Annotated in this window: 22 protein-coding genes and 1 pseudogene; 3 read left to right on the top strand and 20 right to left on the bottom strand. The window is 63.7% G+C overall.

Annotation, left to right across the window (positions count from 1 at the left end; all coding sequences use genetic code 11):
* From PCJ49_RS24140 to PCJ49_RS24210, 15 genes and pseudogenes are all read right to left on the bottom strand, one after another.
* Positions 1–138 (bottom strand): annotated as a pseudogene (locus tag PCJ49_RS24140) (IS5/IS1182 family transposase); the annotation flags it as partial.
* Positions 139–246: 108 nt separating this feature from the next.
* Positions 247–1,092: a fumarylacetoacetate hydrolase family protein gene (locus PCJ49_RS24145; protein ID WP_269913227.1), complete on the bottom strand. Its 846-nt coding sequence runs from the start codon at positions 1,090–1,092 to the stop codon at positions 247–249.
* 156 nt (positions 1,093–1,248) lie between these two features.
* The gene (locus tag PCJ49_RS24150) at positions 1,249–1,986 is read right to left on the bottom strand and encodes an SDR family oxidoreductase (protein WP_269913248.1); all 738 of its coding nucleotides are present in this window, start codon (positions 1,984–1,986) and stop codon (positions 1,249–1,251) included.
* 21 nt (positions 1,987–2,007) lie between these two features.
* The gene (locus tag PCJ49_RS24155) at positions 2,008–3,204 is read right to left on the bottom strand and encodes a UxaA family hydrolase (protein ID WP_269913228.1); all 1,197 of its coding nucleotides are present in this window, start codon (positions 3,202–3,204) and stop codon (positions 2,008–2,010) included.
* Between the two features lie 9 nt (positions 3,205–3,213).
* Positions 3,214–3,510, bottom strand: a complete 297-nt coding sequence (locus PCJ49_RS24160) for a UxaA family hydrolase (RefSeq protein WP_269913229.1) — start codon at positions 3,508–3,510, stop codon at positions 3,214–3,216.
* Between the two features lie 143 nt (positions 3,511–3,653).
* Positions 3,654–4,493, bottom strand: a complete 840-nt coding sequence (locus tag PCJ49_RS24165) for an amidohydrolase family protein (protein WP_269913230.1) — start codon at positions 4,491–4,493, stop codon at positions 3,654–3,656.
* A complete protein-coding gene (locus PCJ49_RS24170; protein WP_269913231.1) occupies positions 4,490–5,527 on the bottom strand; it encodes an aldo/keto reductase in 1,038 nt (345 codons plus the stop codon). The genes PCJ49_RS24165 and PCJ49_RS24170 overlap by 4 nt, the downstream gene beginning before the upstream one ends.
* On the bottom strand, positions 5,527–5,886 hold the full coding sequence (locus PCJ49_RS24175) for an L-rhamnose mutarotase (RefSeq protein WP_269913232.1): 360 nt from the start codon (positions 5,884–5,886) through the stop codon (positions 5,527–5,529). Before PCJ49_RS24175 ends, PCJ49_RS24170 begins: the two co-directional genes overlap by 1 nt.
* Positions 5,887–5,988: 102 nt before the next feature.
* Positions 5,989–6,771 (bottom strand): IclR family transcriptional regulator, encoded by a 783-nt coding sequence (locus tag PCJ49_RS24180; protein ID WP_269913233.1) that lies wholly within the window; start codon positions 6,769–6,771, stop codon positions 5,989–5,991.
* 235 nt (positions 6,772–7,006) lie between these two features.
* Positions 7,007–9,931 carry a TonB-dependent receptor gene (locus tag PCJ49_RS24185; protein WP_269913234.1) on the bottom strand — a complete coding sequence of 975 codons (2,925 nt, stop codon included), beginning with the start codon at positions 9,929–9,931 and terminating at the stop codon, positions 7,007–7,009.
* A gap of 90 nt (positions 9,932–10,021) precedes the next feature.
* Positions 10,022–11,113 (bottom strand): alpha/beta hydrolase, encoded by a 1,092-nt coding sequence (locus tag PCJ49_RS24190; protein ID WP_269913235.1) that lies wholly within the window; start codon positions 11,111–11,113, stop codon positions 10,022–10,024.
* A gap of 168 nt (positions 11,114–11,281) precedes the next feature.
* Complete coding sequence (locus tag PCJ49_RS24195) at positions 11,282–11,950, bottom strand: TetR/AcrR family transcriptional regulator (protein WP_269913236.1); 669 nt, start codon at positions 11,948–11,950, stop codon at positions 11,282–11,284.
* A gap of 69 nt (positions 11,951–12,019) precedes the next feature.
* On the bottom strand, positions 12,020–12,502 hold the full coding sequence (locus PCJ49_RS24200; RefSeq protein WP_269913237.1) for a DUF3237 family protein: 483 nt from the start codon (positions 12,500–12,502) through the stop codon (positions 12,020–12,022).
* Positions 12,503–12,516: 14 nt separating this feature from the next.
* A complete protein-coding gene (locus tag PCJ49_RS24205) occupies positions 12,517–14,097 on the bottom strand; it encodes a carboxylesterase family protein (protein WP_269913238.1) in 1,581 nt (526 codons plus the stop codon).
* A gap of 54 nt (positions 14,098–14,151) precedes the next feature.
* Positions 14,152–16,044 carry a sugar phosphate isomerase/epimerase and 4-hydroxyphenylpyruvate domain-containing protein gene (locus PCJ49_RS24210; protein ID WP_269913239.1) on the bottom strand — a complete coding sequence of 631 codons (1,893 nt, stop codon included), beginning with the start codon at positions 16,042–16,044 and terminating at the stop codon, positions 14,152–14,154.
* 164 nt (positions 16,045–16,208) lie between these two features.
* Here PCJ49_RS24210 and aroQ point away from each other — a divergent pair, with 164 nt between their 5' ends.
* The 3 genes from aroQ (at position 16,209) to PCJ49_RS24225 (ending at position 19,023) form a co-directional block, all read left to right on the top strand.
* A complete protein-coding gene (aroQ, locus tag PCJ49_RS24215) occupies positions 16,209–16,661 on the top strand; it encodes a type II 3-dehydroquinate dehydratase (RefSeq protein ID WP_347710447.1) in 453 nt (150 codons plus the stop codon).
* On the top strand, positions 16,658–17,509 hold the full coding sequence (locus PCJ49_RS24220; protein ID WP_269913241.1) for a shikimate dehydrogenase: 852 nt from the start codon (positions 16,658–16,660) through the stop codon (positions 17,507–17,509). The genes aroQ and PCJ49_RS24220 overlap by 4 nt, the downstream gene beginning before the upstream one ends.
* Before the next feature lie 176 nt (positions 17,510–17,685).
* Positions 17,686–19,023 (top strand): MFS transporter, encoded by a 1,338-nt coding sequence (locus PCJ49_RS24225; RefSeq protein ID WP_269913242.1) that lies wholly within the window; start codon positions 17,686–17,688, stop codon positions 19,021–19,023.
* A gap of 122 nt (positions 19,024–19,145) precedes the next feature.
* On the opposite strand, the gene PCJ49_RS24230 is transcribed toward PCJ49_RS24225, so the two are convergent.
* The 5 genes from PCJ49_RS24230 to PCJ49_RS24250 all read right to left on the bottom strand — a co-directional run.
* On the bottom strand, positions 19,146–21,311 hold the full coding sequence (locus tag PCJ49_RS24230) for an HlyD family efflux transporter periplasmic adaptor subunit (RefSeq protein WP_269913243.1): 2,166 nt from the start codon (positions 21,309–21,311) through the stop codon (positions 19,146–19,148).
* The gene (locus PCJ49_RS24235) at positions 21,296–22,633 is read right to left on the bottom strand and encodes an HlyD family efflux transporter periplasmic adaptor subunit (protein WP_269913244.1); all 1,338 of its coding nucleotides are present in this window, start codon (positions 22,631–22,633) and stop codon (positions 21,296–21,298) included. The genes PCJ49_RS24230 and PCJ49_RS24235 overlap by 16 nt, the downstream gene beginning before the upstream one ends.
* Entirely contained in the window at positions 22,630–23,463 is an 834-nt protein-coding gene (locus PCJ49_RS24240; RefSeq protein ID WP_269913245.1) for an efflux RND transporter periplasmic adaptor subunit, read from the bottom strand. Before PCJ49_RS24240 ends, PCJ49_RS24235 begins: the two co-directional genes overlap by 4 nt.
* Positions 23,464–23,521: 58 nt before the next feature.
* Positions 23,522–25,228, bottom strand: coding sequence for a TolC family protein (locus tag PCJ49_RS24245; protein ID WP_269913246.1), 1,707 nt, complete (start codon positions 25,226–25,228; stop codon positions 23,522–23,524).
* Positions 25,229–25,336: 108 nt separating this feature from the next.
* Positions 25,337–26,825: putative Ig domain-containing protein (locus tag PCJ49_RS24250; protein WP_269913247.1), on the bottom strand; the 1,489-nt coding region annotated here is incomplete at its 5' end.

The following is a 26,825-nucleotide window of genomic DNA, read 5'->3' on the forward strand; positions in this document are numbered from 1 at the left end:
CAAGTGCGCGACACGGTCCCGGATGAAGCTGAAATCCAACGCCGCGTCGATCTTCCGCAGCAGGTGATCCGACGGAACAAGCGACGCGATCGTCACCATCTCAAGTTCCGTCTGTTGGGGCGTGGCTGGCTTAAGCATAAACACAGTGAATCAAAAACCCCCGCCATAGGCGAGGGCTTTGTCAGCAGTCTGAGGGGCCAGACCGTCGCCGGTCTGGCCCTTCTTTCATCAACCTTGCCAGCCCGGTCAGACCGGGGCGACGACGACCTGTTCCTGTTCGCCCAAGCCCTGGATACCCAGGCGGATACGGTCACCGGGGGACAGGTATTTCGGTGGCTTCTGGCCCATGCCGACGCCCGGCGGGGTGCCGGTGGTGACAATGTCACCAGGCTGCAGGCTCATGAACTGGCTGAGATAGGAGACGATAAAGCCCGGCTTGAAAATCATCGTCCGGGTGGAGCCATCCTGATAGCGCTGGCCATTGACCTCCAGCCACATGGACAGGTCACCGGGATCGCCCACCTCGTCCGCCGTCACCAGCCAGGGGCCGATGGGGCCGAAACTGTCGCAGCCCTTGCCCTTGTCCCAGGTGCCGCCCCGCTCCAGCTGGAAGGCGCGTTCCGAGACGTCGTTGCAGACAAAGTAACCGGCAATGGCGGCCGCCCCGGCCGCTTCATCGACATAGCGGCATTCCGTACCGATGACGAAGGCCAGTTCCACCTCCCAATCCAGCTTGGTGGCATTACGCGGCTGGATCACCGGATCATTGGGGCCGGACAGGGCGCTGGTGGCCTTCATGAAGATCACCGGTTCCGCCGGCACCGGCAGGCCGCTTTCCGCCGCATGGTCGGCATAGTTCAGGCCAATGCACAGGAACTTGCCCGGCCGCGCCACGCAGGCACCATAGCGTTCCACCTTCTCCACCTGCGGCAGACTGGCCGGGTCGATGGCGGCAATGCGGGCAAGGGAGGCCGGGGTGACGGTGGAACCGTCAATATCAGGCACCACGCCCGACAGGTCGCGGATGCTGCCATCTGCGGCCAGCAGGCCCGGCTTTTCAGCGCCGACAGCGCCATAGCGAAGCAGTTTCATGATGGTTCCCTGGGGGATGTGTTTAATCTTTGCCCGGAAAATGAGCGTGTTTTCCGAAACCTCGTCCTCTCTCCACCGTCATTCCCGCCTTCGCGGGAATGACGGTCAAGTGGCTGGAAAGTCGTAAAAATCTATGGACCGTCTCTCAGATCCCGATCAATTGGTCCAGCCGCCATCGATGACATGGGCATGGCCAGTGGTGAAGCTGCTCTCGTCCGAGGCCAGATAGAGCGCCAGGGCGGCGATCTCCTTCGGGTCGCCGACGCGTCCCATCGGCTGGCGCGCGGTGAAGCTGGCCCAGGCCGCTTCATAGTCACCCGTGGCGCGCAACCGTTCATGCAGGGACGGCGTATCGACCGTGCCGGGGCAGATGGCGTTGACGCGTATGCCCTTGGTGACGAAATCGGCCGCCACGGCTTTGGTCAGGCCCAGCACGGCGGCCTTGGAGGCACCATAGACGAAGCGGTTGGGCACGCCCTTGATGGAACTGGCGACCGACGACATGTTGATGATGGAACCGCCGCCGCGTTCAATCATGCCGGGCAGGAAGCTGCGGATCATGCGGAACATGGCCGTGACATTGACGTCGAACGACAGATCCCATTCCGCCTCGGTACATTCCAGAATATTGCCGCCCGTCACCACGCCGGCGCAGTTGAACAGCACATCGATGCCGCCAATCTCCTTCAGGGCGGCAGCGATATCGGCCGGGTCGCGTACATCCAGCCGCCGCGTCTGGCAGCCGGTCAGGCTTTCCAGCGCGGCAGCGTTGATGTCAGTGGCCCAGACAATGGCCCCTTCGGCGGCGAACAATTCCGCCGTGGCACGGCCGATGCCCTGGCCGGCGGCGGTGATCAGGGCGGTCTTTCCCGCCAGTCTTCCCTTATGGCTCATCATCGGTCACATCGTTGCGGTTCAGCGGGGAAAGCAGCCGGGCCCGGAAGGCTCAAAGCTCTTATAGGTCAGGATGAATTCGCGGTGGCCCATGGCCTCCGATTTGGTTTCCGCACCGGCGGCCACCGCCTCTACCAGGGCGACGATTTCCGCCCCCACACTGTCCAGCGTGGCCGATCCGTCGAAAATGGCACCGGCATTGATGTCCATATCCTCCCCCATCCGCTGCCAGGTTTCCGGGTTACCAGTAACCTTGATCACGGGTGCGATGGCGGAACCCACCACCGAGCCGCGCCCGGTGGTGAACAGGGTCAGGTGGGCGCCGCTGGCGATCATCTCCACAATCTCCGCATTATCGGAAATGTTGGGGAAGCCGAAGCGTGGCTCGCCATCGGGCACGACATCCATCAGATAGAGGCCGGGGGCGGTGGGCTGTTCCGGCGGCTTGATCACGCCGACAATGGGCCGGCTGCCGGATTTCACATAGGCCCCGGCCGATTTCTCTTCCTGCGAGGACAGGCCGCCTTCGGCATTGCCGGGGGCGAAACTGCCAAAACCCATGGTGCGGTAATAGGTTTCGGCCTTGGCGATGGAGGCGACGATGGCATCGGCCACATCGGGATTGGCGGCGCGGTGGGCCATGGGGCCCTCGCAGCCGATCATCTCCCCCGTTTCCTCAAAAATGCAGGTGGCACCGGCATCGACCAGCAGGTCGAAGGCGCGGCCCACGGCGGGGTTGGCGGTGATGCCGCTGGTCCCGTCCGACCCGCCGCAGATGGTGCCCACCACCAGATCGGACAGGGCCAAGGGCACCCGCACCTGATTTTCCGCCATCTGCGCCTTGATCCGCGCGACGGCGGCACGCCCGTCCGCAATGGCGGCGCGGGTGCCGCCGGCCTGCTGGATCACCACCGTTTCCACCGGGCGGCCATTGGCCGCTGCATGGACGGCCAGCCCTTCCCGGTCAAAGCTCTCGCACCCCAGCGACAGCAGCAGCACGCCGCCGACATTGGGATGGGCGACCAGCGCCTTCATCATGCGCTTGGCATAATCATTGGGGTAACAGCCGGGGAACCCCACCAGATGCACCTGCGGATCATCGGTCAGGTCGACAATGCGGCGGGCCGTGTGGTGGGCGCATTCCACCAGATAGGCCACAATCAGCACATCGCGGATGCCCTTGCGCCCATCGGGCCGCAGATAGCCTTGCGCGTTCATGACGCCCCCTTAGCCCTTGGCCGCATCGCGCAGATGCGCGCTGATATAATCGCTTTTCATATTGTGCATATGGACCCAGTCGCCGGCCTTCACCGGCGCCGTCATGGAGCCGATGGCGGCGCCATATTTGATCACCTTGGTCCCCGCCGACAAATCGATGCGGGCCAGCTTGTGGCCCAGGGCCACGCGCTGGGCGGCCACGATATCGACGCCATCGACCTGGATATGGTCGCCTGCTTCCACCGTGCGGCAGCAGACAACCACATTATCATCACCATGCAGCAGGATCACCGCCGGCGCCATCATGCCCCCTCCACTTCGTCATACCCAGAGCCATGGATCATGGCTCCGGGTTGTTACCTGTTCCCTCAAACGCCGGGCGGCGGCATCCGCCGCCTTGGCTCACGCGGGCATGTGCCCGCGGGCCAGCGGTCGCTGGCCTCCAAGGGTCATGTCACATGACCCTTGGCGTAAATTCTCATGGCATTGCCGCCCATGATCGCGGCCCTCGCTTCCGGGGACAGCCGGGCCAGGAATGTTCGTGTCAGCTTGTGCCAGTGGCCATAGGGGGCCGCCCGTTCCAGCACCGGCCAGTCACTGCCCCAGATCAGCCGTTGCGGGCCGAACAGGTCCAGCAACAGGGCCATCCGTTCCAGCACGGCCGCATCATCGGCCCCCGGCACAAGTTCCGTCAGCAGGCCCGACAGTTTGCAACTGACATTGGCAAAGCCGGCGGCGGCCACCATGTCGGCCTGCCAGCCCGGTTGCGGACCGGCGCCGATCGGGGCCTTGGCGCCATGGTTGATGATGATGCGCAGATCGGGATATCGGCGCGCCAGTTCCGGCACACAGGCCAGTTGCGCCGGCGTTACCAGCGCGTCAAAGGCCAAGCCAGCGGTTTCCAGTGCTGCCAGGGCGGGCGCACGGCCAGGCGCCAGAATCCAGGCCGGATCATCCAGATCCTGCAGCATCGGGCGGATGCCGACAAAATTCGCCAGTGCCTGCCGCCGTTCGATCTGCTCAGCAGCGTCCGGCGCATCCAGATCGACCCAGCCGACCACGCCCTTGATCCAGGGCGTGGCGGCGGCCAGCCCCAGCATATAATCCGTCTCCGCCGCCGTGGGGGCCGCCTGGATCAGGATGGTGCCGGCGATGCCGGCCTCATCCAGCAGGGGCCACAGGTCGGCGGGCAGAAAGGGCCGGTACAGGTCGGGCAGGGCAGGCGTTAGCCAGCCATAATCCCCACGCGCCGGATCCCAGAAATGCTGGTGCGCGTCGATGATGCTCATGGGCAGGACGCCCCCGCCGGCACAGGCGCGTCGGTGCGTATCAGGCCTGATGCCCGCAATTCGGCCCACAGGTCGGGCGGGATCGGCGTCTGGTGCATGTCGCTGATCGCCCGCACCCGCTCCGGACAATCCAAGCCGGGAATGACGCTGGAAACCTGCGGATGGGCCAGGGCAAATTGCAGGGCAGCGGCGGGCAGGGGCACGGCATGGCGGGCGCAGATATCCTCTATCCGGCGCACCCGCTCCACAATTTCCACCGATGCCGGCGCATAATTATAATGGCCGATAAAGGGCCCGCGCGTGCCGGTGGCCAGAATGCCGGAATTGAAAACCCCACCCAGCGTCAGGGTGACACCACGTTCGGCACAGACCGGCATCAGCCGGTCCAGCGCCCCCTGTTCCAGCAGCGTATAGCGGCCGGCCAGCAGGATCACATCCAGGTCGGCCAGCAACAGGCAATCCAGACAGGCCTGCAGCTCATTCACCCCGATGCCAAAGGCGCTGATCGCGCCTTCCGCACGCAGCCGTTCCAGGGCGCGGAAGCCGCCGCCCCGGGTCAATTGCGCCATCATCGCTTCATGGGCATCGCCATGGGTCTGGCGGCCAATATCATGGACATAGAGAATATCGATCCGCGCCAGCCCCAGGCGCTGCAACGATGCTTCCCACGAGCGCAGGATGCCATCATGGCTGTAATCATAGACGGGGCGGAAGGGCAGGGCGGAGTGGAAGCCATGCCGTTCCGCCTCATCCTGCACGCGGCCATCCGGGACCAGCAGGCGGCCCACCTTGGTGGACAGCACGATATCCTGGCGGCCGCGCACGGCATCCCCCACCCGCCGTTCCGACAGGCCGAAGCCGTAATAGGGGGCGGTGTCGATATGGGTCAGCCCGGCATCCAGTGCCGCCGCCAGGGTGGCGCTGGCCTGTGCCTCGGCCACGGGGCGATAAAGATTGCCCAGCGGGGCAGCACCAAAGCCGATTTCCGGCACACGCAGGCGGGTGCGGCCGATGGGGCGGGTGACGGGTGCCATCAAACCTCTCCCGCACGGTCACTATGGTGGGAGAGGTCGAAGATCGGGCGCATCGGCCGCCATTTCTCCCCCGCCCCGGCCTGGGGCAGCGGCCTTTGAAAGCGCCACATCAGGGCTTCCCAGCGCGCCGCCCCTTCATCCAGGGCCGGCGGGGTGGGGCGGGGATAATCATCGGCGACCTCTGCCACCATGACCATACGGTCATCCACCCGCCAGATCTGCATCTCCTCAAACCCGGTGGCGCGGATATGGGACAGCACGTCCGGCCAGACACTGCCGGGTTCATGCATCCGCTCATATTCCGCGATCAATGCCGCATCGGCCACAAGGTCGAGCGCCAGAACCAGCCGGCGGGTCATTGCCCGCCCCCATCACGCAATTTTTCCATGCGCGTTTACCTCCCTGATGGCAGGGATTATCGCTTATGAAATCATAATCTCAAATAAGAAAATGGAAGCCGCTCAGGCCTGATGGCCCAGGGCGGCGGAAATCTCTCGGGCGGTGCTGTCCAGTTCCTGCCGCGCCGCCGCCAGCCCGACCTTCTGCGACCCGTCCAGCATCTCCATGAAGGGGATGGTCAGGGCCGCCATGATGTCGCCATTGAAGCCGAAGATCGGCACGCTGATATCGGTCACGCCGAAGGTGACGGGGCTTTTGCGGCTGTCGAACCCCTGGTCGCGGACGGTGGCCAGCGTCTGCGCCAGGGCAGCGCGGTCACAACCCTCCCCACCCTGGGCCGCCTCTGCCAGTTCGATCAGGCGGGCGGTGCGGGCGGGCGGGGCGAAGGCCAGCAGCACATGGCCGGAACAGCTGTGCAGAAGGTCGACGGCGGCCCCCACCTTCAGGGCGAAGCCGCGCGTGCCGGGATTTTCCTGCCGCGCAATCACCAGCCCCCGGCCACCATTGGCGACCACCAGATGACAGGATTGCCCCACCGTTGCCGCCAGCCGTTCCATCGGCATCAGCGCGGCGGCGATGAGATTTTGCGACGGGGTGGCCCGCAGCGCCACATCCAGCAGCTTGTAGGCCACCGTATAGCGATCCGTCGTCTCTGATTTCTGGAGATAGCCTTGCATCTCCATGACGATGACAATGCGAAACAGCTCACCGACGGAGCGGCCCAGGATTGCCGACATCTCGCTGATCTGCATCCCGCTGGGGCGGTCTGCCAGCAATTCCAGGATTTCAAAGGCCTTTTCCAGGGCGGGAGCCGCGTAGGTGCCTTTCAGTCCGGGGCGGGACATGGGTGATCCTTTCAAGCGGGCCGGCCGGCTGCCGGCCCCAAATCAATGCCGATGCCAAGCCATACACCGGCCGCGCGCGGTTTTGAAGGCGGGCAGGGTCGGGGCACCGAAAACAATCTTCTCTCAGCCAATGATCTCAATGGGTAAAGATGTCCTCCCTTCTGCGCTCTGGCAGCAAAAGGGGCAGGGTGCTTGTAGCATCCCTGCCCCGTAGCACTGGCGCGGTGCTTCCGGATTAAAATTTCGCGCGCAGCCCGATATAGTAGGAGCGGCCGACAGCGTCATAAACACCCACGTCGGTGCTGTTCTGCGAACTGGCGACGATGGGCAGGCCGCGATCCAACAGGTTGGTGACACCGGCCCGCAGCTCGATATTCTCGCTTAGCCGCACATTGCCGAACAGGTCAACCAGATTATAGGCGGGCACACCCTGGGCGGGATTGTTGGGCGTGGTTACGGCCGTCACATCTTCCATCGCGCCCTGATAGCGCCAGCGCAGACCCACACCGAACAGGTCGGAGCGGTAGCCCACCGTGGTCAAGGCCTTCCAGCGCGGCAGGGCGCGGCCCAGCGTGCTGGTATTGACATAATCCTGGAAGCTGCTGCCGGGCAGGGTCTGGATATTATAGTGATTGACCCAGCCGATAACGGGCGTGACATAGATTTCAGCACTGGCGTCACCGACATCGGCCCCGATATCCGACAGGCTGGCCGACCAATTGATCTGCACATCAATGCCGTCGGTTTCCAGCCCGCCCAGATTCAAGAACGGCATACTGACATCCTGCAACTGCCCCTGGGCATCACGGGTCAGCAACTGGCAGAACTCGTTCGACGCGGCGTAGCTGGGGTTGGAGCCGTCGAGATTATAGCATTTGGACAGGGTGGTCAGGCCCGGCACGCCGGAGATCACTTCCTTGATCTTGATGTTATAGTAATCAACGGAAATGGCGGTGCCGCTGTACCAGGGGCTGTCACCCGGCACGGTCAGCACGGCGCCGACATTGAAGGTGTTGGCCTTTTCCGGCTTCAGGGCCAGATTGCCGCGGATGGTGCCGCCCGTGGCCGTGGTGGGGAATGTGTAGGTATCAACGATGTTGGCCGGCACGCCCTGGGCGATGCACAGCGCCCGCACCTGTGCTCCACCGGCCCCCGTGCGCGCCACGGAGCGGGCGTCGCAGGGGTCACCGACCGATGCCGGCGGCGTGCCGAACTGTACCTGGGTGCCCGTCGGCGGGGAGAACAGCTCCCCGATATTGGGGGCGCGCACCGCGCGCTGGTACGATCCGCGCAGCATCAGGGAATTGACCGGCCGCCAGCGCAGATCGGCTTCATAGCTGGTGACGCTGCCCGTGGTGGAGTAATCGGAATAGCGGGCGGCGGCACCGATGGCCAGTTCCTCCGCAAATTCCGCCCCACTGATCAGCGGGATATCCACCTGACCGGCAATTTCCTTTAGGTTGATATTGCCACGGGCGGCGGCGGAGCCGGTTACCGCCTCAATATTCTGCGTCATCAGATCGCTGTCAGGCGTATAGCGATAGGTATTGCGCCGGTAGGAGGTCAGCAGGGCCACCTGCAGGGGGCCGGCCGGCAGTTCCAGCACGGGGCCGGACAATTGGCCCTGAACCTGGGACTGGGTCAGCTTTTCCACGCTGATCGCAGTCTTGGTCATGTAGGTCTGGCAGGCGTCGGAAATGCGGGTGGCGTTGCTGATGCCGAAGGGATTGAAGCCACCAGCGCACAGCGCATTACCGCCATCGGCCGCATTCAGCAGGCTCTGCACCTTGCTTTTCACCACGGCATTATAGAGCGCCTGATCATGCAGGCTCTCGTCATAGGAACCGTAAATATCCCACTTCCAGCTGCCGCCCAGATCGCCCTTCAGCCCCAGCGCATATTGGCTGACTTTGTACTGCTCATCCCAGTTCTTGTCGGCGATGCCGACATAGCGCCCGTTCCAGGTGAAGGGCGCGTTGGGGTTGGGGCGCGAGGCCAGGATGGTCCGCAGATCGGCCGGAATGAAGGGGTTGCTGGTGGGAATGGTGGTCAGATTGCCGATCTGCGTCAGGCTGCCGCCGCTGGCCGTGTTCACCACGCTGTCGACATACATGAACTGACCATAGGCGGTGACACCCTCTGTCAGTTCATAATCGAAGGAACCAAAGGCCGTCTTGCGTTCCAGGGCGTTCTGGAACTGCACCTGCTGGCCCACAGGCATTCGGACATTGCCGGCAATGACGGCATAGCCGTTGTCGGTCGGGCCCTTGTAATTGACGGCCCCTGTCTGGGTGAACAGCGATCCGTCATTATTGAAGCCCAGATTCAGCGTCCGCCCCACCGGCGCCGCGATGCCATATTTGCTGAAAACGCTGTTGATGGCCGCCTGTGTCGGCAGGTTGGCGGCGTTGGGCACATAGGTGCCGGTGCCGATGAAGGAAGAGGGGGTGACGAATTCAAAGAAGGAACGTTTGGAACCTTTCAGGCCCGGCCGGTCTGTATAGCTGGCCGTCAGCATCATATGGCCTTTATCTTCGGCAAAGGCGCTGCCCAGTGTGACGGAGGCGGATTTCTTGAACACGTCGCCGCGTTCATCCTGGCCGAACTGCACATCGGCGCGCACGCCGTTGAAGGGCTGGATGGTTTTGAAATTCACCACGCCGGACATGGCGTCGGAACCGTAAATGGCCGAAGCGCCGCCGGTGATCACATCGATGCTGCCGATAATCGCTTCGGGCAGGATGTTGATATCGACATTGCCGTTAATGTCGGACAAAGGCAGGCGCTTGCCATTCAGCAGCACCAGATTGCGGTTGGAGCCGAGGCCGCGCAGGTTAAGGCTGGCGCGGCCGCCAGCGCCCTGGCCACCCGTGCTGGACGTGCCGGCGGCAGTGAAGGAGGGCAACTGGTTCAGCGCCGCTTCAATCTCGACCTGACCGCTTTCCTTGATGGATTCCGTCGATACCGTGGTGATCGGGCTGACGGCCACATTGTTGGGCCGCTGGATCAGGGAGCCGGTAACGACAATTTCTTCCAGCAGTTCCGCCTTCTCCGCCCCGGCCTGCTGTGCCAGGGCAGGGCTTGCCAGCGCCATGCCGGCCGCCAGTGACAGCGCCAAGGGCGAGGCGCTGTGCCGCATCAGGTTCGTCTTGGTTTTCATTTTATCCTCCCTTTCCTCACGCACAGGGGTTCCCGTTCCGAAACGGCGTGGGCCCCCGGCTTTGATTTTGCTGATTTTGTTTGGTCCCGCTCAGCGGGGGCTGAGGCTGCTGCCGATGAAATCGATGGTGTCGGCCAGGGCCTGACGGCTGACCTCTGCCGTGCGCTCCGGCTTTTCGGCGATCCAGCTATGGTTGGCGCCGTCGAAAATCCGGGTTTTGACGGAGATCTTGGCCGCCGCCAGTGCCTTGGCAAATGCTTCCTGCTGGGCCACCGGCACGACATTATCGTCGCGCCCATGCAGCAGCAGGAAGGGGGGATCCTTGGTATCAACATGGGCAAGGGGCGATGCCAGGCGGGCGCGCTCCCCATCGCAACCGACCGCACTGCAGCCCAGGAACCGGCGCATCGGTTCCGTCGGCGGGGCATCCTTGTTCAGATAGCTGGGCATGGTCGACAGATCATAAATGCCAAACCAGGAGACCACGGCCTGCACACAGTCGGATACCTGATCCGTCCCGCCGGCCCCGCTGGGCACGGTTTCAACCGTCGCTGGCCGCGCGGGGGCCGGTGCGTCTTCGGCAAAGGCGGGATCGCCGCAGGTCGCACCGACCAGTGCGGCCAGATGGCCGCCGGCCGACTGGCCCCAGGCGGCGAACCGCGCCGGGTCGACACCAAAGCGGGAACCATTGGCCCGCAGCCAGCGGATGGCGGATTTCACATCCTTGGCAGCAGCGGGAAACGGTGCCTCCGCCGAAAAGCGATACCCGACAGAGGCCACGACATAGCCCTGGGCGGCGATAGAGGCCAGCACCTTGGGCCAGTCCTGAAAGGCGGCACTGCGGCGCGGGCCGCCCCCCATCCAGCCGCCGCCATGGATATAGAGAATGACCGGCCGAACCTTGCCATCCTGCCCGGTACCCGGCGGCAGGAACAGGTCCAGCTTCAAGGGCCGGTAACCGGGGATGGTCTTGTAAACCACATCCGGCAGACCGATGACCCCATCGGCAAAGGGCACGCTGACGGTGGAGAAGGTGTCGGCCCCCACCTGTTGGACCGAGGCCCCAATATCAGCCTTGGCCGCGATATCAGCACCGCCAGCATGGGCCGGCAAGCTGACAGCCGACAGGGCAGACAGCGACAGGCACAAGATGGCGGACATGGCGGTGACGGAACGCTTCATTCTTTCCCCCCGACCGATATTTTTGATTTTTCGGGTCCGGATGATAGATCGGCCCGACATTTTCTGATGAAGTTAATGTACGAAACAGTTCGTACGTCGTCAATCGCGTTTGTTATGCCGCAGTGCGTTTCTCGATGTGTGCTGGAAAACGTTGGATGGCGGTGTGGATCAGACCTTGCGGCACCAGGTCATGACGATATCCACCACCTGTTCCTTGCGTCGGGCGGCGGCTTCCTCCGACCCCAGCTCGTACCCGAAGATGGTGGAGAAGGTGTAGCGGTTGGAAACATTGTAGAAGCTGAGCGCGCTGATGGTCATATGCAGTTCCACCGGATCGATATCCGGTCGGAACAGCCCCTCGGCCACGCCCTTGTCCAGAATGGCCTTCAGGCCCTGGATGACATGCTGGCTGCGGCGCTTGATCCCCTCGACATGGCCGATGAAAGCGCCGTGCAGGATATTTTCATTCATCACCAGCCGGACAAATTCCGGGTTTTTGAAATGATGGTCGAAGGTCAGGCGGATATGGGCCTTCAACGCCTCTTCCGCGCCGATATCCAGGATGGGCAAGGCTGCTTCCGAATCACGGATGGCGATATATTCCTGTTCCAGCACGGCCTGATACAGCCCTTCCTTGGAACCGAAATGGTAATAGATCATCCGCTTGGACGTGTCGGTCTTCTCCGCGATCTCATCAATGCGGGCCCCCATCAGGCCCTTGTCGGCAAATTCCCGGCGGGCCACGGCCAGGATATTGGCCTTGGTCTCATCAGCCTCGGCAGCGCGGGGATTGCGGGCCGGGGATGCCGATTTTGACTTGGGCGCCGGGGCGTTCATGGGAAGTCCGTTGGATGATGATTATGCGGGGCCACAGGATAATGCGGCCCCGCGCGTTTTGAAGCGAATTCAGCCTTCTGCGGCAAAGACGCTGATGATCACCGCCCCGCCGCCCGGCACGGGACTGACCCGCCCGACGAAGACACGGCGGTTCAGCCATTCATATTTGCCGGCGGGCGCATGGAAGGCGGGGATGGTCATCAGGTAACGCGGGTCCGGCACCGACAGGCCCTTGTTATGGACGATGATGACCGCCCCATCATCGGTGCGCAGGGAATAGAGCGCATCCAACTCCCGCACGCCGTCGGGCCGATCCAGCTGCCAGTCGGCCCCACCGGCCAACACCTCCCCCTTGATGCCCTCCCCGGTGAAGCTGCCGCCGGTGATGGGGATGAAACGGCGCTTGCCATGGTCGCTGTCCCCCACCTCCACCGCCGGCGATATGGTGACGCGGGCCTGCAGCACCAGCCGCAGGCTGGGGCTGGGAACGGCTTCATAAGCCTGAACGCTGGCGGGCCATAGCAGCATCAGACAGAGCAACAGATATTTCATGATATTATTTCCCCTTAATCACGCACGCGCGATGGTGTGGCCGATGGTGGCGGCGGTGCCTCCCACCCGGCCAGCAGGTCCAAAGTGCCATAACGTGGCCAATCCACCACCCGTACCTGTTCCCCCAGTTCCATCAGGCGCGGCCGTTTGGGATCGAACCGGGGCCAATCGGGGGCCGGCTTCCCGTCCCTGGCAAAGGATAGCAGCATGGTTTGCATCCGGGCTGCCAGTTCCAGGTCCAACGGTTGCCAATCGCGGGTGCGGCGGAACAGGTTCAGCGCCTCCAGCGTGCCCAGCCAATAGGGCACGTCGCCCGTGTGATAGGCCCCCACCGTGGCCGGGTCGTGATCGGCGAAACGGATACCGTCTGTATAGGGATGGCGGCGGGTGAACAGCCAGATATAGGCGGGCTGCTTCTGTGCCTGTGCCCATGCCGCAACCTGCCGGCCAACCGTGGCATCACGCTGAATATCGCTGATGGCACGGGGGATATCCGCCGGCGCGCTGACCGCATAGGCTTTCAACAGCTTATCGGCGACGCCGGGGAAAGATTGCTGCACCAGCGCCTGAAAGGCCGGGATATCGCTGGCACGGCCCAGGCTGCGGAAGCTTTCATCGCGGGTGAAGCCGATCATCACCGGCACATCGCTGTGCCCGTCCCCCTGCATCGCCTGATCGGGCGGCAGGGGCAGTACCTTGCCATCCAGCACGATGGGGGAGCGGCGGGGCAGCGGCGTGGCGATGATCCGGTCCCCGGCGATGGCCCGCATATCGGCAAGGGAGCCCGTTTTCAACGCCTCTTGCAGGCGCTGGCCATCCGCCTCGGCCTCCGCCAGGGGCAGGGGCGGCAGCAGGGCGCCAAAGGGGCTGCCGCTCATCCCGACTGCGCGATGGAACAGCCCCTTGGCCGCCGGGCTGGCCAGCAGCAGGCCGATGGACATGGAGCCGGCGGACTGCCCCACCAGCGTGACATTACCCGGATCGCCGCCAAAGCCGGCAATATTGTCGCGTACCCAGCGAAGCCCCTGGATTTGATCCATCAGCCCGTAATTGCCGGAATGCCCCCCGCCCTCCGCCGTCAGCTCAGGATGGGCAAGGAAACCCAGCGTGCCGACGCGGTAGGAAAGGGCGACATAGATCACCCCCTGCTTGGCCAGAAACTCCCCTGAATAATTGGGCATACTGGCAGAGCCGACATTGAAGGCCCCGCCATAAATCCACACCATGACCGGATAGGGTTTGCCCGGCGGGGCCGGTTTTGCGGGGGCCCAGACATTCAGGTAAAGGCAATCCTCGCTGATCGCCTCATGCCCGAAATAATGGTTGATGCTGGACCCGCGCATGGGCTGCAGGCACATGGGCGCGAACCGGTCGGCGTGGAATGTACCCTTCCAGGGGGCAACCGGCTGCGGCGGCCGCCAGCGCAGATCACGCAGCGGCGGGGCGGCGAAGGGCACGCCCAGAAAGGCATTGACGCCGCTGTCCAGTACCTTGCCCTCGATCACCCCGCCCTCAACCTTCACGGTCTGGGCGAATGCTGCCAGGGGCAGGCACAGGCAGGCAGCGCCCAATAACAGGCGCGACCAGATGGACATGTTTCCTCCGTTATTCTGTTCTATTGATTCCTAACGGCGCTGTTACCGCGCCGTTCAGTAGACCGTATCGGTGTTGAACCGGGATTGCGCCGCCAGCCGCACGGCGGCATTGGCGGCGCCATAGGCGTCATAGCCGCGCCGTTCGACAAATTCGAAAAAGAAGCGCTTGGCGAAGGCGCGGGAATAAAGCTGGAAGAACTCCGCTTCCTCCGTCCGGTCATAAAGAATGTCGTGGGCGGCCAGCTTCTCCACCAGATCGGGGTCCAGGCCGAAGCGGGCCTCAATATCATCATAATAGTTGCGGGGGATGGGCAGCCGTTCCAGCCCGCGTTCCTGCAACGCCCTGGCGGTGGCGAAAATATCGCCGGTGGACAGGGCCACATGCTGCACACCGGCCCCCAGATAATGGTTCAGGAAGCGGGAGGTGAGCGTCTGTGCGGCGGCCGAGCCATTCAGCGTGACCCGGAAAGACCGGTCGGCATTCTCAATCGCCTGGCTGTGGACGATGCCCAACGGATCGGCGATTTCCAACTGTGGCGTCTTGGTCACGTCGAACAGCGCGAAGTAATAGAGCAGCCAGGACAGGAATTCCTCATACCCCATGGCCTGGGCGATATGGTCAATCCGGGTCAGGCCGGCGCCGGCGACCGATGCTTCGCTCAAGGGGACGAAATCATTGCGCCAGACTTGGTCCTGTGTGCCGTCTTCGATGAAATAGATCAGGCTCCCGCCCACCCCGCGCACGCAGGGAATATCCATTTCCCCCGGTCCCACCGCCTGGGCGAAGCGCGGGATATGCAGGCTGTCGGCACGGGCCAGGGCTGCTGGCACATCCCGCACCCGCAGCGCCAATGCACAGACAGAGGCACCATGCATGATGGAATGGCTATGGGCGAAACCCTCGGTTTCCCCATTCACCACAATATTGATGTCGCCTTGCTGCCAGCGGGTGACGGCCTTGCTGACATGCCGCCCCGCGGGCTCAAACCCCATGCTGGCCAGCATGGTGCCCAGCGGCCCCACCTCTTCCTCCGTGGCGGCGAATTCGATGAATTCCACGCCGCGCACATCGATGCGCGGTGGCATGGTGGCGGGGCGTTTCAGCTTCGCCAGCGCCTCATCCTCCACCAGCTTCAAGGATCGATAGCCATCCAGGGCGATGCCGGAGGCTGACCCCGCCCGGAACCGGTCGTTGAAAATCTCCAGCGACAGCGGGCCACGATAGCCGATGGCGATCAAGGCCCGCACATAATCGGTAATGGGCAGGTCGCCCTGGCCCGGCATATTGCGGAAATGCCGGCTCCAATACAGGTGATCCATATCCAGGCGCGGGGCATCGGCAATCTGCACGATGAACAGCTTGGCCGGGTCGATATCGCGGATGCTGTCGATGGGGACATTGCGCGCCAGCGAATGGAAACTGTCCAGGATCAGGCCGATATGCGGGTGATTGGCGCGGTGGACGATATCCCAGGCATCCCGATGGTCATGCACATGCCGGCCCCAGGCCAGCGCCTCATACCCCACGCGCAGGCCGCGCGCGGCGGCAAGGTCACCCAGCTCCCGAAAATCATCGACGATGCGCCCGCGTTCCGGCAGGGATTGCGGGGAGACGTTGGAGCAGACCAGCAGCAGATCAGTGCCCAGTTCCGCCATCACATCGAACTTGCGCAACATCCGCTCAAATGTCCGGGTGCGCAGCGTGCCGGGCATCCCCTCGAAATCGCGGAAGGGCTGGAACATGGTGATGCTCAGCCCCAGATCGGCGGCGATGCGCCGTACATCGGCCGGCCGGCCATCAAAGGTCAGCAGATCATTTTCAAAGATCTCCACACCGTCAAAACCGGCCGCCGCTGCCGCTTCCAGCTTGCCGGTCAGGGTACCGCTGATCGATACGGTGGCGATGGATTTCGCCAGGCCACCGGCCGGCATATCCGCCCGTTCCATGTCCCCTCCCTGTCTTGTCTGATGCTGATTATCGGGTCGTGAAAGACGCGCCTTGACGTGAACGTACTATTTCGTACACATTCACGCAACGGCCAATCCCATGGCCCGACCCACGATAAACACACCGCCTGTCACCGGGCGCAGGGGGAAACGTGTTGGACCCTGTGGAACGAAAGCCTGTTCACATTCTGAACGGGCCCAACCTGAATTTGCTGGGCACGCGCGAGCCGGAAAAATACGGTCGCAGCACCCTGGCCGATATTGAGGAAAGCTGTCGCCAGCATGGGCAGGCGCTGGGCCTGTCGGTGCTCTGCCGGCAGAGCAACCATGAAGGGACGCTGATTGACTGGATCCATGCCGCCCGCACAGAGGCGGCGGGGATCATCATCAATCCCGGCGCTTACACTCACACCTCCATCGCCATCATGGATGCGCTGCTGGCCTGCGCCATCCCGGTGGTGGAGGTGCATCTGACCAATATCCACCGGCGGGAGGCCTTCCGGCACCATTCTTATGTGTCGCTGGCGGCCACGGGTGTCATCTGCGGCCTTGGGGCCGACGGATATCTGGCCGCCCTCAGCTTTGTTGGCAACCGAAGGGGGAACAGCCCATCATGAGCGGGAAATCCATCCTCGCCGGCCTGATCGGATCAGGGATCCAGGCATCCCTGACGCCCCGGATGCATGAACGGGAAGGGGCCCGACAGGGCCTGCGCTATGTTTATCGCCTGATCGACCTGAAGCAGCTGGGTCTTGCTGTTTCGGACCTGCCGGACCTGCTGGCCGGGGCGCAGCGCTTCGGTTTCAACGGTCTGAACATCACGCACCCCTGCAAACAGGCCATCATCCCGCTGTTGGATGAGCTGTCGCCGGAGGCGGCCGCCATCGGTGCTGTCAATACCGTCGTCCTGAAGGATGGTCGCAAGACGGGGCACAATACCGACTGGTGGGGCTTTGCGGAGGGGTTCCGCCGGGGCCTGCCCGATGCCGATCTGCGCCATGTGGTGCAGCTGGGGGCGGGCGGGGCCGGGGCCGCTGTTGGCTATGCGCTGCTGCGCCTGGGCGTGGAGCACTTATCCATCTTTGATGTGCAGATGGAACGCGCGGCAGAGCTGGCCAGCCGGTTGAACAGCCTGTTTGGCGACGGGCGCGCCACGGCCGTGTCGACGCCCGATACCGCCATTCCCCAGGCTCATGGGCTGGTGAACACCACCCCCCGCGGCATGGCCGATTATCCGGGCCTGCCCGTGGCGGCGGAACTGTTGCGCCCCGACCTCTGGGTGGCGGAGATCGTTTATTTCCCCATCGAAACCGCCCTGCTGCGCGCGGCGCGGCAGCGGGGCTGCCGCACCCTGGATGGCGGTGGCATGGCCTTGTTCCAGGCCGTGGGCGCCTTCGGGCTTTTCACCGGCATGGAACCGAATGCCGATGACATGGGGGCCGATTTCAAGGCAATGCTGGGGTGAAGGCCGGCGACTGCCGGCCCGCCGCTCGTGCGGCGTGAGCCCAAGGCGGCGGATGCCGCCGCCCGGCGATTGAGGGAACAGGAAATCCTCCTGGATCGGTCACGATCAAGGAGGATTGGGATAAATCCCGCGACGGGGCCCGATAGAAGGCCATGCGCGGATCAGGGAGGAAGAGAATGTTGAAGAAGCCGGGCCCGGCGATCGATCGGGCCAGTGCGGCTTTCCAGGCGCGCGTCGCCGCCCTGGAAGCCGCCCCCATGGGGCCTACGCGCCTGACCGTGGTGCTGCTCTGCTTTGTCCTGAACCTGCTGGACGGGGTGGATGTGGTGCTGCTGACCTATGCGGCCCCCGTCATCGCCCAGGAATGGGGGTTGAAGGATGGGGCGCTGGGCATCGTGCTGACGGCCAGCCTGTTGGGCACGGCCTTCGGCTCCATGCTGATGGGTCCCCTGGCCGATATGATCGGCCGGCGCAAGGTGGTGCTGATCGCCATCACCTTGATCGGGACCGGCATGTTACTGGCCGCCACCGCGCATGACATGCTGATGCTGGCGATCTGGCGCGTGGTGACGGGGGTGGGGATCGGCGCCATCCTGGCTTCCATGGCCTCCATCACGTCGGAATTCTCCAACGCCAAACTGCGCAGCTTCTGGGTGGCCTTCCTGCAGGCGGGCTGGCCCATCGGTGCCATCATCACCGGCTTTGCCTCGGCCGTGCTGATCCAGGCCTATGGCTGGAAGCCGCTTTTCGTCGGTTCGGGCCTGCTGTCGGTCTTCATCCTGCCGCTGGTGGCCTGGCTGATGCCGGAATCCTTGCAGTTCCTGGCCAAACAGGCGGCACCGGACCGGCTGGAACGGATGAACCGGTTGCTGGTCAAGCTGGGCCAACCACCGCTGGCGGAGGCACCGCCATTGCCGGAAAGGCGTGGCGTGAAGCTGTCAGCCCTGTTTGAAGGGCATCTGGCCCGTTCCACCCCCGCCTTGTGGCTGGGCATGACCATGGGCTGGGCCGGGCTTTACTTTCTGATCAGCTGGATTCCGCGTATCGCGGTCAATGCCGGGCTGGCGCTGGATCAGGCCATCATGGCCGGGGCCACCTTCAATATTGGTGCCTTCATCGGCAGTGCCGGTATTGGCCTGCTGGCCACGCGCCTGCCGCTGAACCGGCTGATCCCCGTCTTTCTGGGCAGTGCCACGCTGCTGATGCTGCTGTTCGGCTGGGTTTCCATGCCCATTGCCGCCACCTTTGCCACGATCCTGGGGCTGGGTGTGCTGGTGCAGGGTGGCTTCAATGCCTTTTACCCAATGGCAGCCCAGCTTTACCCCACCGAAATCCGCACCACCGGCATCGGCACCGCCATGGCCGTGGGGCGCAGCGGCGCCATTCTGGGGCCGCTGGCAGCGGGCTACTTGATGGAGATCGGCATGGACCGGGGCCTGCTGTTCCTGATCTATGCCGTGCCGCTGGCCATCGCGGCAGCGGCGGCCTGGATGGTGTCATCCAGGGCCATCTGATCAAGCCGTTGCCAGTGCCCTATGAAACACCGACTTCCTGTCTTGGGAATCCCTTCACCCCCTGCTGGAGCCATCTGCATTCGACGAGAGCCGGATGCGTTTAAACGGAAACACACCCGGCTCTAGAATCCGCTTTCGCGAACCAGGATGGCGACGAAGCGTTCATAAATCTGTTCGACCATGCTTTCGCGCGCTCCCTCCAGCACGACTTTGCCACGCAGGGTCAGTTTGGGTATCTGGGTTTCGCCGGATGGTTTCAGCAGAACACGATAGATGGCCTGCTCGGGAATGATCGCCCCGTTACGTCCGGGGATGGCGGCGATGCTGCCGCCATGGGTTGAGGCCAGTTCTGCGACATTGTCCAACCGGCGCGTGGTCGTCTGGGCGATATCAATAACGGTCAGATCGATGGCGGCGCTGGAGGGGTCTTCGGGATGGAAGCGGGCCTGGGCCCCCTTGGAAAGTCGGTGCAGATCGGCCTCGTTGACATAGGCCTCCACCTGTGCGGAATCCGGCGATACCACGGTGCCCAGCCAATCCCCGGTCGGCAACCATTCGCCGGCTTTCAAGGGATGGGCAAGATCGACCATTTGCCCGTCGAACGGGGCGGTGATGGTCAGGCGCTGCTGCTGCTGTTGCAGGGCTTGCTGTTTTGCCGTGGCGGCTTCCATCTGCCGCCAGGTTGCCTCCCGATTGGTGGTCACGTCATTGACCATGCTGTGGAAGGCGCTTTGCCAGCGCAGGATGGCAACCTCTCGCTCCGCCAATTCCAGTTCATGTACCAGATCGGGGCTTTGCAGGCGGAACAGCGGCTGCCGCTCCCGAACGAGCTCGCCGGGCTGGACCAGAATTTCCTCCAGCCGGCCGGGGCTGGGCACGAAGACCTGGGCCTGCCGCTCGGCCCGCAACAGGCCGGCGGCATGAATGCTGCCCTTCCAGGGGAAAATGAACAGCACCAGGGCCAGCCCGGCAAGGGCGGCGGAGATGCGGGTATTGCGGTTCCAGTGATAGGCCTGGCGCCGCTTGGTCCATTCCATGATTTCGTTCCAGATGGGCCGGCCGATGAACCAGACAAGTTCCACCAGCATCAGGAAGATGCCCAGCAGCTTGAAGAAGAAGTGATAGACCAGCAGGGCGATGCCCATGAAGAGGAAGAAGCGATAGGTCCAGGTACCGATGGCATAGGCGATCAGGATACGTTCCATGCCCGGATCGAATTCTTCCGGCTTCGGTTCCCCGAATTTGAACAGCTTTTCGCGCAGCCACCAGCGGGCCAGGGCGAAGGAACGGTCCTGCAGGTTGGCGACATCCAGCAGGTCGGAGAACAGAAAATAGCCGTCAAACCGCATGAACGGGTTGAGGTTGATGGCCAGCGTCATGATCCAGGTGGTGGTCGCCAACAGGAAGGTGGCACTGCGCAGGGGGCCGTCCGGCAGGAAGCTCCAGAGCAGGGTCATATAGCAGGCAAGGATCAGCTCTGCCGCCATGCCGGCGGCGCCGATGGTCATGCGTTTACGGCGGTCTGCCAGGGTCCAGGCCGCCGATGTGTCGGTATAGAGCACCGGCCACATCACCATGAAGGCCACCCCCATGGTGGGCACGCGACAGCCATAGCGTTTGGCGGTGAGGGCGTGCCCCAGCTCATGCAATATTTTTGCGCTCAGCAGGGCGGCGCCTGACAGTGCAGCCCCTTCCATGGAGAAGAAATGCAGGAAGGTGCGGGTGAATACATCCCATTGCCGGGCCACCAGCAACAGGCCCAAGGCGCCAGCGCACAGGGTGAGGATCAGAAAGGCGGGTGTATAGAAAAGAGCGGCGACATTTTTGCAGGCATTGAGAAACGCTTCTGGCCGGACCAGGGGGATGCGGACGAAAAGATAGTTTTTCAGCAGCCATTTACCCCAATGCATCCGTGTGGCCTGCAGCTGGCGCAGCAGGCCGGCATTAGCATCAGGACCGCTGATTTTCAGCAGGTTGGTGGCGCTCAGGAACCTTGCGAACTCCATCACCTCTTCGGTCGTGACGCCGAGGGGGGTATCCTGGTTGACAGCGGCGGCAATGGCTCGGGGGTCACCCAGATCCCAGCGGGCCAGCATTTCCATCTGCATCCAGCCCAGCCGGAAGAAACGGCCCCTTGCAGGGTCTTCCAGGGTCCAGCTGGGCGATCCGTCGCGATCGCGCGGGCCTTCATGCAAGATCAGTTCGTCGCGCAACTGGGCAAGGCGGATGACGGGAGCCGCCTCAAGGGCCGGGGCCTGCTGGTTTCCCAGGGTCAGAAGTTCAGCCATATCCGCATCGCCGCCAGAGGTCGCCGCAAAAGGTAGATGAACAGGATTGTGCGGTTGCCGTAGATTTTCGCCGTTCCTTTCAGGCCGACGCGCAGCCGATCATCGGCCTGCCCGAAGCGGGCGAGCAGCCGATAAGCGGTGATGTTGTCGGGTGTTGTGGAGGCGCGATAGCCGGCGCGGACAAGGCTGGCGGGCACCGGGGATGAGGGGTCGATATTGAGATAGAATTCCATTGCCGCGCCTGGTTCCAGATTGATGGCATCGGCTACCGGCAACTGAACCTCCAGCTCGGCATCTTTAGGATCGGCGACCAGCATGATGCGCTCGCCCAGCGACACGGGCCGGCCCTCCCAGTCTCCGACATCATCGAAGATAGCGATTCCGTCGCGTGGGGCTGTGAGCCGGCTGCGTTCCAGCAGGCCTTCGATATAGGCGACTTCTGCCATGTGCTGTTCGCGCCGGCCTTGCAGAATGGCCAGCTGGGCGCGGGATTTATCGTCGAACACGGCCTGTTGCTGGGCTTGGCGCAGTTCGGCCTCGGCCACGGCGCGCTGCTGGCGGGCAATATCCAGCCTGCTTTCCAGTTCCCGGCTATCCATGGAGGCCAGCAGGGTGCCCTGGCTGACAGCAGCATTGGGCTGCACATGGATGGTTTCCACCACCCCCTGCATTGGTGCCCGGATAAGGACCGGATCGCGGGCCACCACCTCCGCCGGCGCCAGCACGGACTGGCGCACGGGCAGCAGCATGACCAGCAGGGCAGTGGCGGCCACCCCCATGGCCAGCCGGCGGGGGCGTTGCAACCATTTGGTCCGGCGGGTGGTGCCGGCGGTCAGCGCGGCCCAGGCATGGGCATAGGCGTCGGAAAGCTGTTCCAGCATTTGCCGTTCTGGCTCGCCCCATGCTTCGTCGCGGGCCAGCAGCAGAACGCCAACAACCTCACCCCCCGCCCGTTTCAGTGGTATCCAGCAGGCATGGGCAGGCAGATGAAGTGTCCAGGATTCGGCTTCCTGTGTGGGTACCAGTGCGGCTGACAGGGCGGTGAGTGCTTGTCCCTCCGCTGTTTCCAGCCGCTTTTTGAACAGCCCCTGCAGCCAGACGGTGAAGGGGGCATCCTTGTCCGGCATGGCCAGGCCCGACAGGGCCTGAATGGCCCCTTTGTCGGTACGCCAGAAGGCGGCCTGACGATAGGTCACCATCATATGCGTGTCATTGACCATCAGGAACGCCAGTTCCTCTGGGCTTGTACAGGCACGCACACGTTTTTCAAGTTGAAGAAACGCGGTAAGCGCCAGCAGCTGGCGATCGCGGACCTGGTTCATTCCGCCCGACCTTCCTGCGGGGGTTTGCTGCCGGCCTGGGCAGGATTGATACTGACAATGCCACTCATCCCCGGCAACAGCCCGTCATCCTTGCTGCTGATCCGGCCGTAAACCTTTACCGACTGGCTGACAGGATCGATTTTGGCCCCGACGCGGGTGATCTGGGCTGGCACGTCGCGCCCCAGCTCATCAATGCGCAGGCTGAACGGATGGCCGGGCTTCAGCCAGGTCAGCCAGCGGGAAGGGATGATCATTTCCAGCTCCAGATCCTTGTCATCCAGGATCTCCAGCAGTTTCTCACCCTCACCGACATATTGCCAGCGCTGCACATGTTTGGCGGCGACACGGCCGCTGAACGGTGCCTTGATGCGGCAATGCTCCACCATGGTACGGTTGAGCGCCATTTCCGCCTTCAGCATCGCCACCTGGGAGGCGGCTTCATCCACCTCCAGCCGGCTGATGGAACTGAGCTGATCCAGGCGACCTGCGATGGACAGCTTGCGCTGCGCTGCTTCCTCTGCTGCGCGGGCGCGATCCAGACGGGCCTGATGGATATCGCAATCCAACCCGACCAGCACCTGCCCCTCCTTGAACCGGTCTCCCTCCCGCAGTGTCAATTCCGTGATCTGTCCAGCCAATTGGCTGGACAGGATGGTGTAACGCTGCGGGCTGATCTGGGCACGGACATCGGGCTGCGTCAGGGCCTGCGTGCTGCCGGGAAGGGGCGGCGGCGGCATGGCTGTCCCGGTACCTGGTTGGGCCTGTGCCGCCAGCGGGGATGCCAGCAGCAGCAGCAGAATTCCGGCACAACGCGTGATCAGGAAGGGCATTAATATTTCCAGCAGGGGGAGGAGGATTGGCGCGTCAAGATTGCCAGTGGCGCAAGGGTCAGGGTGCTGCTGAACTGGCCACAGCCATCTGAACCGGATCCTGCGCTACCACGGGTGTTCCGATCCTGTCCAGGGTGCCGGCCGGGGCGGCGGCAACCTTTTCCGTCTGCGGGGTGCTGGCATCCGTTGCTTGCGGGCCGGGGTTTTCGGGGGTGGCGGGGGCGATGCGTGGCACCGTCACCTTGCCGGCTTCCAGATCCTTGGAAACAGCGACAATGCCAGCAGCCAGGGCATCGATATTGTCGGCAGCGACCTCCCGCGGCAGCGGGTCCAGCCCGGCCGAGGCATAGATTGCGCCCAGAGAGTTCTGCAGCTCGGCATAGGCCCGGCCGCGGGCGCGGCTGGCCAGCAGGGCCGACGCGCGGGCGCGCACCAGTTCCAGCACATTCTGGGCGTCATTCTGTGTCGCGGCTGCGACATTGCCCAGAATGCGGCGTTCGACATTCTCCAGTTCCCCTGATCGGTCGAACAGGCCACGGGCGCGCTCGAAACGATGGTAGGAGAGATTGACCTGGGTCAGCACGGCCATGCGCAGAGCGGTGCGGCGCACCTCTCCAACCTGTTTGCGGGCTTCCCCGGCATTCCGGATGTCAGACCAGTTCAGCAGGTTGAACAGGTTCCAGGTAACCTGGACGCCGGCATCGGCCCAGTTCTGGTTCACCAGATAGGAGTTGCTGTCATAATTCAACCCGCCATAAAGATTGGCCCCCGGCAGCAGGCGCAGCAGGGCTGAACGGGTTTCCAGCACGGTATTGCGGGCCAGATAGGCCTCTTCCCGCACCTCGGGCCGTTCGATCATGGCGATTGCTTCCAGATCATCGACAGAAAGCGGCATTTTGGGCGCGGTCAGGGCAGTGGTATCCGGGGCTGCCACGCGGAAGCTGGTGGCTGGCGGCAGGTTCATCAGGCTGGCCAAGGTGGCCTGGGTAATGGCCAACTCGCTATCCAGGGCCTCCAGCTGCTGGATGATCTCCAGCAATGCCTTTTGGAAGCGCAGGCTTTCCAGCGGGGGCAGCAGGCGCTGCTGCTCTGTCTGGTGGGCATAATCCAGGGCCTTGCGGGTCTCGGCCAGGGCGTTGGTCACCTCGTCCTTCAGCTGCTGCGCGCTGACCGCTTCCCAATAGGCTGAGCGGACCTGTTCGGTGATGCTCAGCACCACCTTGCGCCGGCGTTCTTCTGCTGCCAGCAGGCGATTGGCCTGGCTTTGCGCGGCATAATAGCTGAGACCGAAATCCAGCACGTTCCAGGACAGCTGCAGGTCGGCATTGCCGCCATTGCGGTCCTGGCTGCGGCTTGGATCGATGGAGCGGCTGCCGGTACGGCTGGATTCCGACACAGTCAGCAATTCGTTCGACCGGGTGCGCAGGCCAGCCCGGGCAGTCAGTTTGGGCAACAGATCATGGGCACTGACATCCAGCAACCGATCCTCCAGCGCCTTTTCCATCATGGTCAGGCGGTGCTGGAGGTTATATTTGATGGCGCGTGCCAGAGCCTGTTCCAGCGTGACCGGGCCGTTCAGGGCTTCCTGCCCGTTGAACATGGCTTCCCGATCAGCGGCGGCCTGGGCAATCTGCTCATTCAGCGCCACGGGCTGGGGCTTGATCGAGCAAGCCCCGAGACCGATCAGCAGAATCGCCGATGTCCCCAGCAAGCGCGCCCGACGCACCGGCAGGCTGGATGAGAAATTTTCAAGACCGTGCCACATGATGACCCCTTCGTTTCCGCGGAAGGCGGCTTGTCTTTAACAAGCTCAATTGAATTTGATGGGATGGAACCGGGTGGTGCCGCTGGCACCACCCGGCATTATGATTGATCAGGCTGCCCGTTCACCGGTTTCGGCCGGTTTGGTGTCTGCACCGTTCCCGCCATCGCCGAGGTCGGCATTATCCGCCCCGGGCCAGACGGTGGCGAGACTATCCAGCCAGGACAGGCTGTCGGCCAGCCAGCCGGTGCTGCGGCTGGCGAGCTTGATCTGCTGGATCACCGGCAGCTTGCCTTCTGGGACCGGATCGGCAGCGGCCCGACGGGTGCCGTCGCCCTGGATGTCGGTGCGCTGACCGGGGGCCTGCTGATTGTTCCCGTCCTGGTTCTGGTCACGGTTCTGGTTCTGCCCATCGCCCTGGCTGGGGGAGCGCTGGGCCGGTGCCTGATCTTGCGCTGGTGTACCGACATTCAGTTCGAACTTCGTCTGGGCCTGGTCCCCCTCTGCGGTGCGGGCAACCACCCGCACTTCCAGTGTGCCCTTGAAGTTTGCGGGCACATTGACGGTGAAGGTGCCGGAGGCGGGATCGAACTTGACCCAGGGCGGCAGCGGTTTGCCGTCGGCCAGGGTGGCCTGCACGGTCACCGCCGAGCCGACATCGGCAAGGACGAAGGTTGCCGGTGGCAGCGTGAAGACCTGGGGCGAGCTGCCGGCGCTGGTTGACAGGGAGACATCGGCGACCGGTCTGGCGACGATCGCGCCGCCGGTGTTCACCGCAGTGCTGGTAACCGCCGTCTGAGCGGGGGCGACGAAGCCGGACGTGGCAGCAATCGTCCCGGTTGGCGTGACGATGGTGACTGTCGGTGTGACGGGTGCCACCGATATGGTGGGCGTGACCGATGTCACCGAGATGGTCGGCGTGACTGTTGGCGTCGGCAGGCTGGTCGTCACCGTCGGTGTGACCGAGACTGTCGGCGTGACTGTTGGCGTCGGCGTCGGCGTCGGTGCCGGCGGGGGCGGTGGGGGAGGAGGCGGCGGGGGCGGCGGGGATACCGGTATCGTCACCGGTTCTGCTGCGATCTGTACCTGTGCCGTAACTTCCGCGGTCAGCCCCGTCCGGTCGGTGGCGATAACCGTAATGGTTATGCCTGTACCTGCGGTCAGCGGGCTGCCGGAAATTGTCCGGGTAGCGGCATCGAAGCTCAACCCGGCCGGCAGGTTGCGTACCGACAGGGTGAGAGTGTCGTTGGCATCCGCATCGCTGAACAGCCCGGCCGGCAGAGTGACATTGAGGGACTGACCGACCTGCCCCTGGATCAGCGGGATCGCGACACCCGTAGCGGCCGGCGCATCGTTGACCGACGTGACATTGATGGTCACGGCGCTGCTGGCAGTCAGGGGACCGCCGGTGCCGGTATTGCCGCCATCATTGATGGTGATGGCGAGCGTCTGGCTGGCTGTGCTGTTGGCGGCGGTTTGGAAGCGGACATTGCCAGCATTGACGAAGCTGTTGATGGCGGCCAGCGAGCCGGAGAGGGTCAGCGTGCCGCTGCCCGACCCGGTGACGCCGACGCCATTGCCGCCGCTGGCCGTCAGGCTG

This window comes from Niveispirillum sp. BGYR6 (assembly GCF_027568365.1).
Taxonomy (GTDB): domain Bacteria; phylum Pseudomonadota; class Alphaproteobacteria; order Azospirillales; family Azospirillaceae; genus Niveispirillum.